We start from the raw sequence: 16,675 nt of genomic DNA, 5'->3' as shown, positions 1-16,675 counted from the left end.
CAAGTCGTCATTGCGAGGAGTTGCGTTAGCAACGACGCGGCAATCTCATAAGATAATTTAAAAAACTCCTGAGATTGCCACGCCAGCATAAATGCTGGCTCGCAATGACGGGACTTTTATGAACAACATAGCTGACAGAAAAATAATAAAACGATAATAAAATGAAAAAGAAACCGATAATAGGTGTTACACCTGATTTAGCTCAAAATTGTGAAAAATATACTTACGCTGCTTTTCCATGGTACGCCTTGCGAAGAAACTATACCGATGCTATTATTGCCGCCGGTGGTGTACCTCTATTATTACCTTATCAAACTGATACAATAAATCAGCTTATGGAACTTGTTGACGGTGTTGTAATTCCAGGCGGTGATGAGGACATACATCCTAAATTTTATGAGCCGGAATACGCCAAAGATGTAGTAATTTCTAATGAAGAACGTGATAATTTTGAGATATTAGTTTTAAAGAAAGCATTAGAGAGAGATATTCCGATTTTAGGAATATGCCGAGGTATGCAGCTATTAAACGTTATTTTTAAAGGCACGCTTATTAAACATATTCCTGATTATATTGAAACTGTAATTAATCATACACAACCTTCGCCTAAAAACATAGTTTCGCATGCAATTAATATAGAAGCAAATACTAAACTTGCTAAAATAGCTAATAATCAGCCACAAACTATGGTTAATTCAACTCATCACCAGGCTGCTAAACAACTTGGTAATGACCTTATCGTATCTGCAAAAGCAGAAGACGGTATAATTGAAGCCATTGAATCAACGAAACATAAATTTGTTATCGGCGTTCAATGGCATCCTGAATATCTTAACGATAATGGAGTAGATTTAGAATTATTTAAAGAACTCGTAAAAGTTAGTAAGTAAATATTAGTTTTCAACATAATTAGATGAACATATTACAAACGCTTTATTATATTCATATCCAAGCGGCCAACAACATACGGAATTTTTAGAGCGTTCACATACGAAAATAGAACCTCTACCATTGTCTCCCAGTTGATACTGACCATAAATTACAGGTCCACATTGTTCTTGCCAAGCAATTGAATATTTTACTCGATTATCTTGCACATCCCATTGTTGTAAACAGCCACCAATAATACAATTCATTTCAGCCGCAAATAGTTTAACCAATTTTTGTATTATCAAATCTTCTTGTTGTTCTACTTGTATATTATCACAATAAGCTATATGTGAGTTTAAATTATTAGCATAAGCTCGTGATGTTATAGAGACTATAATAGTAAATAATATAATAAAAATTTTCATATGATACCTTATTTATAAAATTTAAATTAATATATTTTAAGATACTTAATAAGAAACTAATAAGCAAATATTATTTATTGTACTATATTATCGTTTTAAATAAGATTTGTTTCAGACCTTGGATCTGCTATATTATCGTAAAAAACATTATTTATGACTGCTGATTATTCTTTTTTGAAAAGTTTTGCTGAGTATATCATTGATAAATTAGAGAAAGGTACAGAAGTTCAAATAATATTGCCTAATAATTTCTCATGCCTAGAATTAAAGAAAATTTTAACCGATAAATATAAAATTAAATTACCTATAATTATTCCTTTTAATTCTCTTATTTCAAAAAAAACCGATTCGGATTATATATCTAAAATAGAAGAACTTCTTATTATATCAAAAATAATTACAGAATATAAAGACTTACAATTTAATAAAAATGAATCATTAAAAGCTGCAGAAATTCTAAGAAAATTGTTTAATGATCTTATAATCAATAATATCGATATAAAATTAATTGAAGTCTATAACAATTCTAATTATTGGCAAAAGATTTATAAATTTCTAGAATATTGCTTTTTAAGATGGCAAGAAGAAATATCGTTTACTCAAAAACAAACCAAAGCAATCCATAAATTAAAGCTATTACAAGAAGAAATAATAAGGATAAAGAATAGGAATAAGCAAATAATACTCGCCGGAATGTTCAAGTCTAATATTTTTTTAAAAAGATTTGAAGAAGAATTAAAGAATTACATAATTCACTATAATCCAGCCTCCAAGCAGGTTAGCGATGGTATATCTTATTATGAACCTAATGACATTTATGAAGAGGCGGTAGCAATAGCTTATATATGTAGCCGTAATAAAGATAAACGAATAGCAATCGTTACGGATAATAATAAGCTTAAAAGAGTATATTGTAATTTTTTAGACAGATACGAAGATCTACTAGGTAATGACTTAAGGCTTACTAATATAGGTGAATTACTAACTTCCATTATTAAAATATTATGTAATAATTTTGATTTAAAACTCCTATTTTTATTACTTAAAAATCCTTTAATTAACTGCTCTGCCGTACAAAAGTTAGAGATGATACTATCTAATAAAAACCGCTTTATATCCTCACCGAAATATTTATTACAATTACAATTTGATAACGAGGATACAATAGAATATTGCCGTAACTTAATAGATATTTTATTTACCGATAACCTGCATAATATACTAGATATTCTGACCTTAACTAAAGAAATAGCTGAAAAACTTTTACCTACTATTTGGGAAAAAGAAGGAGGAGCAGAACTAGTTGAGTTTTTAACAAATTTAACTGCATATAGCAAATATATAAATTCAATGGATAAAAAGGATTTTCCTAAAATTTTTTCTTTTTTACTCTCTAATATCAAATATTATAAAAATACTGACTCTGCTAGTATTATTATAGGACGACCTGAAGATTTAGCATTATGTACATTCGACTTAATTATATTACCGCATTTTAATAGCGAAAACTGGACACCTACCGCTAAATCTCACCCATGGCTTAGCAAGAAAGCTTTGCAGATACTAAATATAGATTACGAGGAAATCGCCTCTACTCTATATTCAGATTACTTCAATTTATTTCTACAAAATAAACAAGTAATTATACTAAACGCTAAAAAATATGATGGTAAGTTGTCAGTGCCGAGTACTTTATTTTTGAAATTACAGGATGTCATTCCTGCGGAAGCAGGAATCCACCTAGACATGGATTCCCGCCGTTGCTGGAATGACATAAGGAAGGATGACATAGGGGACGAGTCCACAGCACATAGCCACTTTTTCCCAAGCATCTTATCAGTAACCGACATAGAAACATTAATAAGAAACCCATACGGGTTTTATGCTAAGAAAATCCTTGGACTACGTAAAAAAGATAATATATGGGAAGAGCCTAAAATATCGGATTTCGGTAATTTTATTCATAAAGTTTTAGAGGAGTATTCTAAAAATTACGACAAACAATTTATTAATTTAAATTTGCTTGATAAACAAGCTGCTTTAATAAATATCGGCAATCATATTTTATATGGCACTATTTTACCAAACTACACAAAAAAAACTTGGCAAATAAAACTCACGGCTTTCAGCAAAGCTTTTATTTTATTTGATATAGAACGCCGAAAAAACTGCAAAGAAATCTATTTTGAGACTAAAGGGGAATTACGGCTAAATATTGCAGGTCAAGATATAAAAATAATCGGTATAGCTGACCGAATTGAAATAAGTAAATCAAACCATATAACTATACTAGATTATAAAACCGGTACTATTCCGACTAAGAAAGAAATAGAGCTTGGACTCTCTCCGCAACTTATTATAGAAAGTTTGATGTTACTAGAAAACGGATTTACTACAGCGTCGTTCAGAAAGCTTGATACAAGCGAATTTTCTGACATTCGCCTTTGCTCACGTACTTTTGTACGCTCCGCAGGCTCAGTCGTCAATTCATCTTGTCTAAAGCTTTCTGAATCTAGCTGTATAAATAAAGAAGTCACTATAGCCTATGTGAAAATAACCAGTACCGAACCTTATATACAAACAACAGAAATAGCTTTAAGCATCGAGACTTTAAATAGACATAAAGCAGGACTCGTAAAATTACTTGAATATTACGTTACAAATAAGTCTTTTTCTTATGATTTGAATTTATCAAAATATAATGATTATTTGCATCTCTGTCATACCGTGGCTTGACCACGGTATCCAGGAAAACAACTTAAAATATCAATAATATTGATATTTTTAACTGGATCCCGTGAATAAATCACGGGATGACAGTGGTGAAACCGAGCCCTGTGCCTACGGTCGCATAGCTCATGACGACGCAATAGCACTTACAACCCCATCACTAACTTAAATCCTTTATTCTTCCCCATAATAATCTTACTATCCGTATTATAAATAATCGGATCATTAATTTTTTCATGACCGAATCTATTTGTTTTAAATACCGGAATATTTAAATTATCTGCAAAATTACGAAGCACTAACATTGTGGCGTCAAGATCTTTACCAAATGAACCAAATATTATAGCCTTAACATCCTCAAGTAGCCCAGCTTGCTTTAAGTGTAAAAGCTCACGATCTAATCTAAAAGGAGCTACATTCACATCTTCTAAAAAAAGAATTTTGCCTTTAGTCTTTATTTGCCAACTCGTTCCTATACTAGTTTGCACCATAGTTAAGTTACCGCCTGTTAGTTTACCGTTAACAAGATCACTTGATTTTGCTATATCGTTAAGCGGACTCAAATTATCTATAGTAACCTGCTTTACCTTACCTTTTAATATTTCAGCAAGCTTGGTAAAATTACTTTGTTCTTTATCAGGTTTTAATAAATCAGCTATATTACTGCCGTGAATAGTTTTCCATCCCCATTCTTGTGATAGAAAAAGATGTAAAGCCGTTATATCGCTATATCCTATAAAGAATTTCTCTTTATTTGGTTTTGGTAGCTTTAGTAAATCGGGAATTATTCTAGCAGAACCGTAACCGCCTCGTAAACTCCATACTACATTATCAGACTCATCAAATAATATATCCCGCAGGCAATTAAATCTTACTTCATCGCTACTTGCAAGAAAGGGTAGCTTACCTTTAGCAAAACATTTAGAAGGAATTTGTAAATTTAATCCATTAATATTTTTTAAATCCGATAAAGTTTTATTATCAGCACCTGTTGCCGGAGCAACAACAGTAATAGGAATATTTTTTAGGTTAGTAGCAGCAGAAAAAGCTGATATTGAAAAGAATAATATTATTAGTAAAGATAAGTTTTTAAGAATCATGAATATAATTGATAGGTATTTGAGAATCCTGTTATATGAATCAGTAAACCCTACTATGTCATGCCGTGACTTGACCACGGCATCTAGTCTTTATTTTATTTTTTCTAGATACCGTGGATAAACCACGGTATAACAGAGGAAAAAAATTATTCTAAATAAGAAGCACCACCGGTAATTTCTACTTCTTTGGCTTTTATTTCATCAATACTCAAATTATTATTTGCTAGCCAACCATCTGATAAATCAAAATCATCATTAAAAGAATAAATTATCTTGCCTGCATCCCTTTTAGTAATAAGACCTTTTTGTACATCATATACAAGCTTTAATACTATTTCTTTTTCTACCAGTTCAGCAATATCAGGGGTCACTTTTTTTAAAACCATATTTACAAACTCTTTATCAGATAGATCTTTTAGAATAGCCTTAACTTCAATTGTAGTACCATTATTAAGCGTTACTTTAGATTCTAGTAATTGTGATATAACCTCTATATCATCATCAGAATCTTCTTCTTCAAAACTAGCTCCCTGATCAGCAGTTGAAGCATTAGCACTGTTATACGCTTCTTCCTGCACCTCGCTTTGCATACTTGGTTCTATTTTACTATCAAAAGAGGCATATGGATTTGTTATACCATTTTCTATAAAAAACTTTTGTGTTGAAACACCGTTCCATATTGTAGGATATTTGATATTCAGTGCGTTATCTAAAAGAGCAGTACCCACACATCCGTCAACATTAATCGTTGTACCTTTAGTACGGTGCATAAATTCTACTACACCATCAGGATCTAACTTTGAGAAGTGATCTTTAAATTCAGCAGTTACATTATTTGCTTTAGTGCCACGTTCTGCTTCTGCTAAAGCCTTTTCTACTAATTCTTCTTGACTGATTTGTTGTGTCGGTACAGTAATATTATGCTTCTTAATATTAACATCAAGTGCATTTTTGGTACTAGCATTCAAGTTAGATACTAAACTATTATATTGAACCGGGTTACTTTTAGCTTCCTTTAAAGTTCTTACTACATCCTTAAATATTTGCACTATTTCTGAATGACTACTCGTAGTGCTTGTCATCCAATCCCATTTAAAATATTCAAACCCGCCGGTAGCATGATTTGGAACTTCAACATGTGCAGATTTATGGTCATATCTAATGCCAATTACATCAAGATCTTTTTTATATTTCTTTACTTGAGTATCGGTATCATTACGCTGTTTCTTAAAGTGTTGCTCTAATTTTTCATACTCTCCTCCTTAATTCATATTATTAATTAGTTTCCATATCATACTTATATATTACTATATGTCAAAACAAAACACTAATGGAAAATTAACTTTTCACTATATCACAAGCATGTAAGTCACGCTTAAAGTACAAGTTACTATTCTTATTTAAGATTACCCTATAAATTTGAATATTTTCAAGTACCCGTTGGACATAATCTCTAGTTTGAGAGTATGGTATTAATTCAATCCAGTCAATAATTTTTCTTGTATCTTTGATATCCCTTGGATCCCCGAATCTATCAATCCATTTTACTACCTTATGACTTCCGGCATTATAAGAAGCGATAGATAGAATATAAGAACCTCTATGATCATCTAATAGTTTTTTGAAATGATGCGAACCAAGCTTAATATTATATACCGGATTTCTAGTTAAATCCGCTACATCACATTTCATATTGATAGATTTTGCGGTATCACAAGCAGTACCCTTAATAAGTTGCATTAGCCCCATAGCATTTGCATAACTCACTGCCTTGTGATCAAACACCGATTCCTGCCTAATTATTCCGTAAGTTAAAGAGGATGAAATCGGTAAACCTGCTAAATTATAAGGAGCCGGGAAAGCACAATCCGGAATAAAAGCATTATTTTGAGCAGCAATTTTTGCTACATCAACCATATAATGGGTATTATTACATCCCTTAATAATATTCACGATTATTTGAATCTCAGCAGGATTTTTAGTATTTTTAATTGCTTCTTTGGAATATATCATAGCTAAGTGGCTTTTATTATATTTAACCAATAACCTTATTGCTTTGATAATCTCTTTATTTTCTATAGTTTTCCTTTCTTCAGAAGTTATCACGGGAACAGGCGGCAAAACTAACTTCGTCCTATTTAACTCAATATTTGCTACCTGTCCATAAAAGGTAAAAGAATATTTGGCTGCCTGTTCATAAAATTTCTTAGCAGTTTGTTTATCACCTTTTGCTTCATAGGTGCGACCAAGCCAATAAAATCCACGTGCCAAACTAATGGGGGTCTTAACAACTTTGATAAACTTATTAAAATGTAATAATGCTTGATCCGGCTTTTTTAAAAAGCTTAAGGAAAGCCAGCCCGCAAGCCACTCCTGCTCCCTTATAGTTTCAGGGCATGTAGCAAACGGCATGCTAGCCATTCTATAACTATTTGCAAAATCCTTATAATCTATAAATTCACGAGCATAATAAGATTGAATGCGACACCATTTTCCAAAATGTTTACGGTTATTTTTAGCCTTCTTAAATAAAGCAATATCTCCACTTGTCAGTCTTTGCGTTTTTTTAGAATCTAAATAACGATATAACAAGCCGGAAGTATAGTACTTTTCAGGAATGCTTCTAAAAAGCTTTTCAGCATTTTGTGATTTATTAATAATTGCAATTTGTGCTTTGAAAGAATTACGATAGCCTTGATCAACATATTTTAGGGATTGCTCGGCAGACCTAATATCATTTTTCCATAAATGTTCTTCTATTCGCTCTAAATGATCATTTGCAGTTAAATATTTATGCCACTTATTGTAATATGTATTTTCTTCTTCAGGAGTGAAATTGGCATATACCCAAGACTCTTTAATAATAGGTAGTAATATCTTCTGATCTTTAATTAAACTACTTGCAGCTGCCGCATAAAATTTATAACCTTTGCCGGTAAGAGGAGGATGTTTACTAAACCAATCAAAAATTACTTTTTTATTTGTATTATTATTTAGATATTCTCCCGCTCTTTCTTCAAGCAGCTTATTTTGAGGCCAATTCGGGTTATTGCGTAAAAATCTTATTACATGTTCAAAACTATTATCTGAATATTTATTATCTAAATATTTCTGAGAAAGTACAATTTTTGTTAAGGCTTTATTATTTACCTCGCAGGCTAAATCTTCAGCCTGAGACCAGTTTTTTTGATCGATATAGGTAAAAACTTGCTTAACATTATCTACAGAATCAGAATTTACCGCAGTTGTCATCCCGTGGCTTGACCACGGGAGCCAGTTCAAAGCTAATAAAAATATAGAAGTTAATAATTTTATTGTGATTTTCATAAGTTTTATGATTTGTTGCGTAGTGTTTATGTAATTCCCGCATAGCATTGCCCGCGTGGATACTGATGTCATTCCTGCGAAAGCAGGAATCCAGTACTTTTATGTCATCCCGCGACTTGATCGCGGGATCCAGTTAAAAATACTAATAATTATTAGTATTTTTATTGTTTTTTGGATACCGTGGTCAAGCCACGGTATGACACCGAACGGATTTTCCCATCCACGCAACAATACCCACTCGCAATGACGTTTTTAGAACTCTTAAACACCCGTAGAACCAAAGCCACCGCTACCACGCATCGTTTCCGTAAGGCTACTACTTTCTTCCCATAATATGCGTTCGTACTTAGAAATTATCATCTGAGCAATTCGCATCCCTTTTTCTATAACGAAATCTTCTTTACCGAGATTAATAAGAATCACCTTTATTTCGCCTCGATAATCTGCATCAATAGTACCTGGTGAATTAGCAACCGTAATACCGTGTTTAACGGCAAGACCCGAACGAGGTCTTATCTGTGCTTCAAATGAGTCAGGTAATGCTATAGCGATGCCGGTTGGAATTAGCTGTATTTCACCTGCTTTTATTGTTATAGGTTGCTCATTTGCGGCTATTAAATCCATCCCCGCACTATGCTCTGTAGCATATTCCGGCAAACTACCTGAAAAATTTTCTAATTTCTTAATTTTAACTTGCGTTATAGTCATACTACCTTATATCAAATTTATCGTTAACAATTTTATTTTCTACTGCATCAATTAAAGAATTAGCAAGATTATCGGTTAATATCTTACTTCCCATGCCAAGTTTCTTTTTAAGCCAAGGCTGTTTAGCACACAGATATTGAAACTTAATATTATCGCCGAATTTTTCTTTCATTACGCTATACATATCACCTATGCCATCAATTAAACCGTAATCAAGAGCCGTTTGCCCTGCCCAAAATTCGCCGTTAAATAAAATCTCGTCTTGTTGTGTTAGCTTCCCTACTCTTCTTGTTTTTACATATTCTACAAAATGCTCGTAAACCTGCTTTTGCAAATCTTTGATAATTTTAAGGTCCTCTTTATTAATAGGTTTAAAAGGATCTAAAATTGCTTTATTTTTTCCTTCCGTATAAACTCTACGCTCTATTCCAAGTTTATTAATCGCTTCATGGAATCCGAATCCGCTTGATACTACTCCTATACTACCTATAACCGAACTATAAGAAGCATATATCCAGTCACCGCTGCAAGCAAGCCAATATCCGCCTGAAGCCGCCATATCTTCAATAAAACTATAAATTTTTATTTTATTTTCTTTAGCAAGGACACGAATACGTTTCGCAATAAGTTCAGATTGTACCGGAGAACCGCCAGGAGAATTAATAATTAAACATAATGCTTTTAATTTCTTTATTTTAAAAGCTTTTTCTATTAGTTCATTTAATGATTCTAAAGTAAGTCCCGATTGCATAGTACTTACTTTACCGATAACACCGCTAAGGCGTAAAACGGCAATCACTTCTTTAGAATCACCAAAAACCGAAGCAAATAACTGATCTAATTTACTTATCTGCCGTTTGGTTATTATCTGATCAAATTCTGCATTCGCCATAGTTGATTTATTTACTTCATTCATTGATTTTTCTCATTTTTAATTTAATATACTCGCTGAATTTGAAAAATTGGCTTCGTCGCTTTGTAATTCCTCCGGTCCTCACGTATTAAGTATACGCAGCTCGCCTCGGCTTACAGCCTCCTTGCTCTTTTCCAAATTGAGCTTCGTCTATTTATTTGGAGTTACTATAGCATCTTTTTTTACAGGCGGCAAAGGCTTAGCCGGTTTATTCAGAGATTGCTCGTTATAACTATTTTTAGGTTCAGGATAATTTCCAGGAATGGCAGATAAAATAGTATCTCTAACTTTTTCGTCATACCAATTTGTATTGCCGACAAAGCTAGTTATTATTTTGCCGTTTGGGTCTATTAATATACTAGTCGGTAAGCTAACAACCCCTAAGGCTTTAAATAATTCATTTCTATAATCATGATAAATCGGCAAATATCTTATTTGATAGCTCTTAAAATATTCTTTAACAACTTTTATGTCTTGATAATCTTCTGAAATCGGAATTACTGAAAAAGGTAATTTCCTAAAATCTTTTTGCAACATATCAAGGTCAGGCATTTCTTTGACACAAGGAGCACTCCAAGTAGCCCAAAACACTAACAATATAGTCTTTCCTTCAAACTGATCAAGAGAATATTGATTTTTTTCTTCATCAAAAAAAATTATATTATCAGGAACGCTTGAGCCTCTTAAAAATTCTAATTTATCCTTAGGCTTCTCATAGAGCTTAGCATGAATTTTAGGAATAAAAATTATTATAGATAATAAAAACACTATAATATATATAAGATATTTATTATAATTTCTTAAGGTCATATAATAATTTATAGTAATGAAAATATTTTATTTATTCGTATTAGCACTTACATTATGTAGTTGTGGTATAAAAAAACCTTTAGAAGCACCCGAAAAAGAGGCAAAACGTCATTGCGAGGAGTTGCATTAGCAACGACGCGGCAATCTCGTCAAGTATCCTGAGATTGCCACGCTCCCTACGGTCGCTCGCAATGACGTACTGCATCAATACCTCTTCAGTGTCGTACCTTGTAATACTAAATCAAAACAATAAGACGGCATATTTTCTTGCGGTTCGATTAATATCGGATTTACTTCACCGCACTCATTATCACACATATTTTTATCAGATAAGTCTAAGCGTGTTTCAAGAGTAGTAAGACTGGGATGCTCTATTCTTATGTTTGCACTTCTCAAATAACGAGAAGATTTATAAGGCAACATGCTAATAAAGTAATATTCTCCTTTATTATTAGTAGTAGCAATACCGGAACCGGTAAAGCTTGAATCGCTTTTACTTGTAAATCTTCTTTTATCAACTCTAGTTTTTAAAGGTTCATAAGGGTATTTACCTCCGCTTCCTACTTGCCATAAATAAACTTTAGCATCTGCAACCGGCACACAATTTTGATCTAATATTTTTCCTTTAATTAATATCCTTTCACCGTAAAATTTTGATAATCTTCCTGTTTTACGTAATAAATTATTAGTAGTCTCAAAAACTTTCGGTTCATAATCATTAAATATATTTCTAGTAATTTTACAACGATTAAGCTTATTAGGGTAAGTTTTAGAAGCAGCAAATATGTTTAATGTCCATAAACATAAAAAACAAAATATAAATTTTTTCACTTTTCACCACTATATTTATAAAATTCTGCATTTAAACTTAAATCAATTATTGATATTAATCAAATTATTTTTATTCTCATTTGATTATTAAGTAATTGATTGTTATAGTAATACGTGAGCAAAGGCGAGTCCTGCAAAATTTGCTTGTATTGAGCTTTCTGAAATAGCTGTAGCGAATTTTTCAAATTAAACGAGTATATATGCAAAAATTTTTATCTTTAATAATTGTAATCCTAATACTTTACAATATAGTAAAGTTAAAAATATCTCCCGACAACAATAATCCTACAACTATAGAGCAAACGGCTTCAAATAATTCATCTACCGATGAAAACCAAACTAGTATAAATAATGAACTTCCTATTTCATTAAACGGTAATTTATTTGAACGTACGGTTTCAAAAATAGTAATAAATGCTCTTAAAACCGAAGAAGGGAAAGCATTTTTTGAAAATATTTTACAACCGTTAAATGGACCTATTAATCCTAATGATTACACTATTGAAGTACGTAAGGATTTAGTAAAAACACTGTTTAAAATTAATACGCTCGGTAGCGGTAATATCGGCCCCGCTTCTTGCGGACATGTAGTTACCGTATTTTATCAAATATCAGATATGAACAATACTTTAATATCTGAAGATACTAAAACTTTTACTTTAGGCTCTGCTCCTGTAATGCTTGGCTTAGATAATGTAATAATCGGTATGATGGTAGGAGAAGCACGAGAAGCTATTATTCCTGCAAAATATGCCGTTAATAATAGTAAAAATATTATCTTCGATGATGCTTATAATTATAAAGTTAATGTAATTTTAAAATCCATATTACCGCAAAATTTTGTCAAAAATAATGAAGTAAAAATTTATGACGATGAGATAGCTTATCGTGTTCCTTTATTATGTGGTGAAAAAGTAAGCTTTAATGCTAAAATTACTCGTTTATCAAACGGTAAAATACTATATGATTCTAAAGCAAAAGGACAACAAATAGATATGAAAATCGGCGATATTACATATCCTTTAATTTTTTCTTACGCCTTACAAGGTAAAGTAACGGTTGGAACACGCAGTGTTATTGCCGAAAGCAAAACTTTTAAAGCCTTAGGTTCTAATATAAATAAAATTATTTCTCATGAATCATTACCGATAAATGAATATCTTTTACTTGAACTTAATGATTTTAAACAAAATTAAATAAATATGAAACAAACTAAAATATCGGATAATAAAAAACAAAAAAATTATATTTTATTATCTATCCTTGTCATAATGATAATAATTGTATATCTTATAGCATTAATAAAAATTGCAGGATAAATTTTGTAATTATTAAAAATTTAAAACTCAAATTAAATGAGTATATAAGAATCTTACTTTAAACTTTAATTAAGCTAGGAGTTTAGTATGGAAATTATTAAAAAAAACAAAAATATTATTGTACTAGTAGGTTTGATATTTTTAGCAGTAATTATTTATATCTCTACAAATAAGAGCTCCGATAATAAAACAAATGATAATATATTAGAAGTAAAGATAACTATAAAAGATCATAAATTTGTTCCGAATATAGTTGAAGTACCGAAATCTACTAAGATAAGGTTAATTGTTCATAATGAAGATGATACAGTAGAAGAGTTTGAAAGTCATGATTTACATCGTGAAAAAATAGTTATGCCGAATGAGTCAATAAATATTATACTTGCACCGCTTAAACCCGGAAAATATGAAATTTTTGGGGATTTTCATCAAGATACGGCTCAGGGTATTATAATTGTTAATGATTAGATAAAAAATATGTTTAAAATTGCTTTAGTAGTGTTTCGTGAATGTTTAGAAATATCCTTATTACTTGGTGTAATACTCGCCGTAACAAAACAAATAGAAAAATCTCGTCTTTATATTATTGCCGGAGTAATGCTTGGAGTAGTATTTGCTTCAATTTTTGCATTTTTTACCCGTAAATTATCTTTATCTTTTGGCGGAATAGGCGACGAGCTATTCGATTCCGGAATTATGATACTAATAACAATTCTGATTAGCTGGACAATAATATGGATGCAAGGTTACGGTATAAAAGTAAAGCAACATATAAACGACTTATCAGTAAAAATTCATGAGGGTAACGCCAGTTATTTCATGTTGGTTTTTTTAGTTGCCACTACCATATTACGAGAAGGTGCAGAAATTATTATTTTAGTATATAGCATATCTTCAGTTGAAACAATATCAAGCAGTATTTACTTGCAAGGAGTGATAATAGGTGCTACAAGTGGCTTCTTACTTGGTTTAGTAATATATTTCGGTTTAATCAAGATTGCTAATCAAAAATATATTTTTAAAATCTCTACTGTATTATTAATGCTAATAGCAGGAGGATTTGCAGCAAGTGCTGCAGGTATTTTAACCTCTTCCGGTCTAGTTATGTTTTTATCCGATCAACTTTGGGATAGTTCATGGTTAGTGGCAGATAGAAGTATGATAGGTAAAATCTTACATATTGTTACCGGTTATATTGCAAGACCTAACGGGCTACAAGTACTTGCCTATTTTACTACTATATTACTGATAAATATTTTCATACAAATAAAATTAAGATATTCCAAAAATAACTTAATATCAGTACAAAAAAATGAATCAAATTAATTTTATCAAAGAGAACAATTAAATTAAATATGTTAAAACTTTTATCAGAAATTGGTCCGGTAATAGCATTTTTTGCAGGCTTTTTTTATGGAGGCGGTATACAAAACGCTACTCTTTATATGCTTATTACCTCTGTTATTTGTATTACCCTTTGTTATGTTATTGATAAGAAAGTATCCAAGCTTTCTATTATTTCTACAACTGTTTTATTAGTTTCGGGAAGCATTACTTTAATTAGCGGCGATTCAATGTATATAAAAATCAAACCTACTATATTATATGTTATTTTTGGAATAATATTTCTCATGAGCGGTATAAGAAAAAATCCTTTTATCAAATATGCTTTAGAAAGTATAGTACGTCTTAAAGAAGAAAGCTGGATAATTTTAAGCTATAGAACAGCGGCTTTTTTCTTTTTTATGGCTGTAGTTAATGAAATAGTTTGGCGTAATTTCTCAGATGAAGCATGGGTAAAATTTAAAGTATTCGGTGTAATACCTATTACTTTTATATTTATTTTACTGCAATTACCTCTTTTATTAAAGAATAAATTACCGGATAGTAAGATATAATACCTTACTATTTTTACTCTATATCATTACCGCGTGGCATTATTGCGTAGACCTGCTTTTTGTCATTGCGAGAAGAATTACGTAGTAATTCGACGAAGCAATCCAGTTAAAAATTCTGATTTACAGAATTTTTTTATTATTTTTTCTGGATTGCAGCAAAGCTTCGCTCCTCGCAATGACGATTAGATATCCACGCGGGCAATGACGACTCGGTATGACGCAACAAGGTCCGGTACTATAGGGAATGACATAAACAAACAGTTAATTCTTAAACAAATATAATCTTTTTAAAAATCGTAGGGTACTATTATTATGATGTTACGAGTTCTAATTTTTATAGCTCTTTCTTTTAGTCTATCTGCTTGTTTACCTGCTATTTTTACCGCAGCAACCACTACTGGTATTGTTGCTTCAAAAGATCAACCAATGTCTGAAACATTAAATGATTCAAGGATTTCTGCAGGTATTAAAGCTGATTTAGTAAAAAATAATTTTAGAGATTTAGGAGCTAAAATAAAGGTTGAAGTATCACAAGGAAGAGTATTATTAACAGGAAATATTCAAAAAGAATCTGATGCGTTAAAAGCCGTAGAAATTGCTTGGAATCAAAAAGGCGTAAAAGAAGTTATTAATGAGTTGAAAGTAAATAAAAATAGTAATCATTTTGACTTAGCCCAATATACTAAAGATAGTATGATAACCACGCAAATTAAAGCTAAAAACTTAGTCAGAAAAGACATTAAATTTGCTAATTATACTATTTTAACTATAGATAATATTGTTTATTTATTTGGAGTTGCAAGATCAGAAGAAGAGCTAGAAAAGCTTGCTTCTATTGCATCAAAAATAAAAGGTGTTGAAAAAGTTGTGTGTTACGCTAAAATAATGGATAATTTTAATAAGCATGATGATGATACGACACCATAAACTTATTGTATTAATTTTTTTATTGATTTTTTGTCTAAGTGGTTGTAATACCTCAAAAAGATTACCTTATTCTCATAAATATTCTTACAAAGAATTATCAAAAGATGATCCTCATAATCTAACTTATAAAGGACATTATAAAGTTGGAAAAAATTATAAAATAAAAGGAAAGACTTACAAACCTCACAGTCCTAAATCTTTTACCGAAACAGGTTATGCTTCATGGTACGGGGGACGTAAAGACGGTTTTCACGGTAAAAAAACAGCTAACGGTGATAGATTTAATAGAAATTTATTAACTGCCGCACATAAAACTCTTCCGCTTCCTTGCTTAGTTAAAGTTACCAACAAAGCCAATAATAAATCAGTAATTTTAATGGTTAATGATAGAGGTCCTTTTAAGAAAAATCGTATAATAGATGTTTCTCAAAAAGCAGCCGAAATTTTAGCATTTAAAAATCAAGGTATAACTAAAGTAAAAATAGAATATTTACCTAATGAAACTGAGAAATTTCTAAAAAATATTAATCTAAAAAAACCACAAAGTAAAACTTTAGCTAAAAACTCTAAAAAATCTTCATCTACTAAAGTTACAAGAAACGCTAAATGTAGTGTTAATTGTCATATAAAACTTGTAAATCTAAAATATAAGCTGGCAGTGAATCCTTAAAATAACTCATCATTACGAGCGACTGAAAGTGTTGTTGCATGGTCCGTTTTATGTCATTCCTGAGAAAGCAGGACTCCAAAAAAAATTATCAATACAGCAAATTTTTGAAATTAAAAGCTCGATTTATCTTGCTTTATGATGGATTTC

15 protein-coding genes and 1 pseudogene are annotated in these 16,675 nt (G+C 31.1%); 8 read left to right on the top strand and 8 right to left on the bottom strand.

Annotation, left to right across the window (positions count from 1 at the left end; translation table 11 throughout):
- Positions 1–161 precede the first annotated feature (161 nt).
- On the top strand, positions 162–890 hold the full coding sequence (locus tag ACNFN7_RS06315; RefSeq protein ID WP_485441296.1) for a gamma-glutamyl-gamma-aminobutyrate hydrolase family protein: 729 nt from the start codon (positions 162–164) through the stop codon (positions 888–890).
- A 3-nt stretch (positions 891–893) separates the two neighbouring features.
- On the opposite strand, the gene ACNFN7_RS06310 is transcribed toward ACNFN7_RS06315, so the two are convergent.
- Entirely contained in the window at positions 894–1,295 is a 402-nt protein-coding gene (locus ACNFN7_RS06310; RefSeq protein ID WP_485441295.1) for a hypothetical protein, read from the bottom strand.
- Between the two features lie 153 nt (positions 1,296–1,448).
- Here ACNFN7_RS06310 and ACNFN7_RS06305 point away from each other — a divergent pair, with 153 nt between their 5' ends.
- On the top strand, positions 1,449–4,031 hold the full coding sequence (locus tag ACNFN7_RS06305; RefSeq protein WP_485441294.1) for a PD-(D/E)XK nuclease family protein: 2,583 nt from the start codon (positions 1,449–1,451) through the stop codon (positions 4,029–4,031).
- A gap of 140 nt (positions 4,032–4,171) precedes the next feature.
- On the opposite strand, the gene ACNFN7_RS06300 is transcribed toward ACNFN7_RS06305, so the two are convergent.
- From ACNFN7_RS06300 to ACNFN7_RS06270, 7 genes and pseudogenes are all read right to left on the bottom strand, one after another.
- The gene (locus ACNFN7_RS06300; RefSeq protein ID WP_485441293.1) at positions 4,172–5,125 is read right to left on the bottom strand and encodes an LD-carboxypeptidase; all 954 of its coding nucleotides are present in this window, start codon (positions 5,123–5,125) and stop codon (positions 4,172–4,174) included.
- A 530-nt stretch (positions 5,126–5,655) separates the two neighbouring features.
- A pseudogene (locus tag ACNFN7_RS06295) lies at positions 5,656–6,375 on the bottom strand (hypothetical protein); the annotation flags it as partial.
- Positions 6,376–6,463: 88 nt separating this feature from the next.
- The gene (locus tag ACNFN7_RS06290; RefSeq protein WP_485441292.1) at positions 6,464–8,452 is read right to left on the bottom strand and encodes a lytic transglycosylase domain-containing protein; all 1,989 of its coding nucleotides are present in this window, start codon (positions 8,450–8,452) and stop codon (positions 6,464–6,466) included.
- A 261-nt stretch (positions 8,453–8,713) separates the two neighbouring features.
- Positions 8,714–9,160, bottom strand: coding sequence for a dUTP diphosphatase (dut, locus tag ACNFN7_RS06285; protein ID WP_410526519.1), 447 nt, complete (start codon positions 9,158–9,160; stop codon positions 8,714–8,716).
- Position 9,161: 1 nt separating this feature from the next.
- Positions 9,162–10,076 (bottom strand): S49 family peptidase, encoded by a 915-nt coding sequence (locus ACNFN7_RS06280; RefSeq protein ID WP_485441291.1) that lies wholly within the window; start codon positions 10,074–10,076, stop codon positions 9,162–9,164.
- 147 nt (positions 10,077–10,223) lie between these two features.
- Positions 10,224–10,883, bottom strand: coding sequence for a TlpA disulfide reductase family protein (locus ACNFN7_RS06275; protein WP_485441290.1), 660 nt, complete (start codon positions 10,881–10,883; stop codon positions 10,224–10,226).
- A 204-nt stretch (positions 10,884–11,087) separates the two neighbouring features.
- Positions 11,088–11,714 (bottom strand): dioxygenase family protein, encoded by a 627-nt coding sequence (locus ACNFN7_RS06270; RefSeq protein WP_011270947.1) that lies wholly within the window; start codon positions 11,712–11,714, stop codon positions 11,088–11,090.
- Between the two features lie 200 nt (positions 11,715–11,914).
- Between ACNFN7_RS06270 and ACNFN7_RS06265 the strand changes: the two genes are divergently transcribed.
- From ACNFN7_RS06265 to ACNFN7_RS06240, 6 genes are all read left to right on the top strand, one after another.
- A complete protein-coding gene (locus ACNFN7_RS06265) occupies positions 11,915–12,910 on the top strand; it encodes an FKBP-type peptidyl-prolyl cis-trans isomerase (RefSeq protein WP_485441289.1) in 996 nt (331 codons plus the stop codon).
- Positions 12,911–13,120: 210 nt separating this feature from the next.
- Positions 13,121–13,501, top strand: a complete 381-nt coding sequence (locus ACNFN7_RS06260) for a cupredoxin domain-containing protein (RefSeq protein WP_410526524.1) — start codon at positions 13,121–13,123, stop codon at positions 13,499–13,501.
- A 9-nt stretch (positions 13,502–13,510) separates the two neighbouring features.
- On the top strand, positions 13,511–14,359 hold the full coding sequence (locus ACNFN7_RS06255) for an FTR1 family protein (RefSeq protein WP_011270944.1): 849 nt from the start codon (positions 13,511–13,513) through the stop codon (positions 14,357–14,359).
- Positions 14,360–14,388: 29 nt separating this feature from the next.
- A complete protein-coding gene (locus ACNFN7_RS06250; protein WP_485441288.1) occupies positions 14,389–14,931 on the top strand; it encodes a septation protein A in 543 nt (180 codons plus the stop codon).
- Positions 14,932–15,243: 312 nt separating this feature from the next.
- Complete coding sequence (locus ACNFN7_RS06245; RefSeq protein WP_202069949.1) at positions 15,244–15,858, top strand: BON domain-containing protein; 615 nt, start codon at positions 15,244–15,246, stop codon at positions 15,856–15,858.
- Positions 15,859–15,880: 22 nt separating this feature from the next.
- Positions 15,881–16,528: a septal ring lytic transglycosylase RlpA family protein gene (locus tag ACNFN7_RS06240; protein ID WP_485441287.1), complete on the top strand. Its 648-nt coding sequence runs from the start codon at positions 15,881–15,883 to the stop codon at positions 16,526–16,528.
- Positions 16,529–16,675: the final 147 nt, after the last annotated feature.

The organism is Rickettsia sp. MAE-05 (assembly GCF_057319745.1).
This window is presented reverse-complemented; position numbering and strand designations above follow the sequence as displayed.

Coding starts and splice junctions, on each gene's coding strand:
- ACNFN7_RS06255 (WP_011270944.1), top strand. CDS start 13,511: ATGTTTAAAATTGCTTTAGTAGTGTTTCGTGAATGTTTAGAAATATCC.
- dut (WP_410526519.1), bottom strand. CDS start 9,160: ATGACTATAACGCAAGTTAAAATTAAGAAATTAGAAAATTTTTCAGGT.
- ACNFN7_RS06305 (WP_485441294.1), top strand. CDS start 1,449: ATGACTGCTGATTATTCTTTTTTGAAAAGTTTTGCTGAGTATATCATT.
- ACNFN7_RS06280 (WP_485441291.1), bottom strand. CDS start 10,076: ATGAATGAAGTAAATAAATCAACTATGGCGAATGCAGAATTTGATCAG.
- ACNFN7_RS06250 (WP_485441288.1), top strand. CDS start 14,389: ATGTTAAAACTTTTATCAGAAATTGGTCCGGTAATAGCATTTTTTGCA.
- ACNFN7_RS06245 (WP_202069949.1), top strand. CDS start 15,244: ATGATGTTACGAGTTCTAATTTTTATAGCTCTTTCTTTTAGTCTATCT.
- ACNFN7_RS06290 (WP_485441292.1), bottom strand. CDS start 8,452: ATGAAAATCACAATAAAATTATTAACTTCTATATTTTTATTAGCTTTG.
- ACNFN7_RS06300 (WP_485441293.1), bottom strand. CDS start 5,125: ATGATTCTTAAAAACTTATCTTTACTAATAATATTATTCTTTTCAATA.
- ACNFN7_RS06315 (WP_485441296.1), top strand. CDS start 162: ATGAAAAAGAAACCGATAATAGGTGTTACACCTGATTTAGCTCAAAAT.
- ACNFN7_RS06275 (WP_485441290.1), bottom strand. CDS start 10,883: ATGACCTTAAGAAATTATAATAAATATCTTATATATATTATAGTGTTT.
- ACNFN7_RS06260 (WP_410526524.1), top strand. CDS start 13,121: ATGGAAATTATTAAAAAAAACAAAAATATTATTGTACTAGTAGGTTTG.
- ACNFN7_RS06265 (WP_485441289.1), top strand. CDS start 11,915: ATGCAAAAATTTTTATCTTTAATAATTGTAATCCTAATACTTTACAAT.
- ACNFN7_RS06310 (WP_485441295.1), bottom strand. CDS start 1,295: ATGAAAATTTTTATTATATTATTTACTATTATAGTCTCTATAACATCA.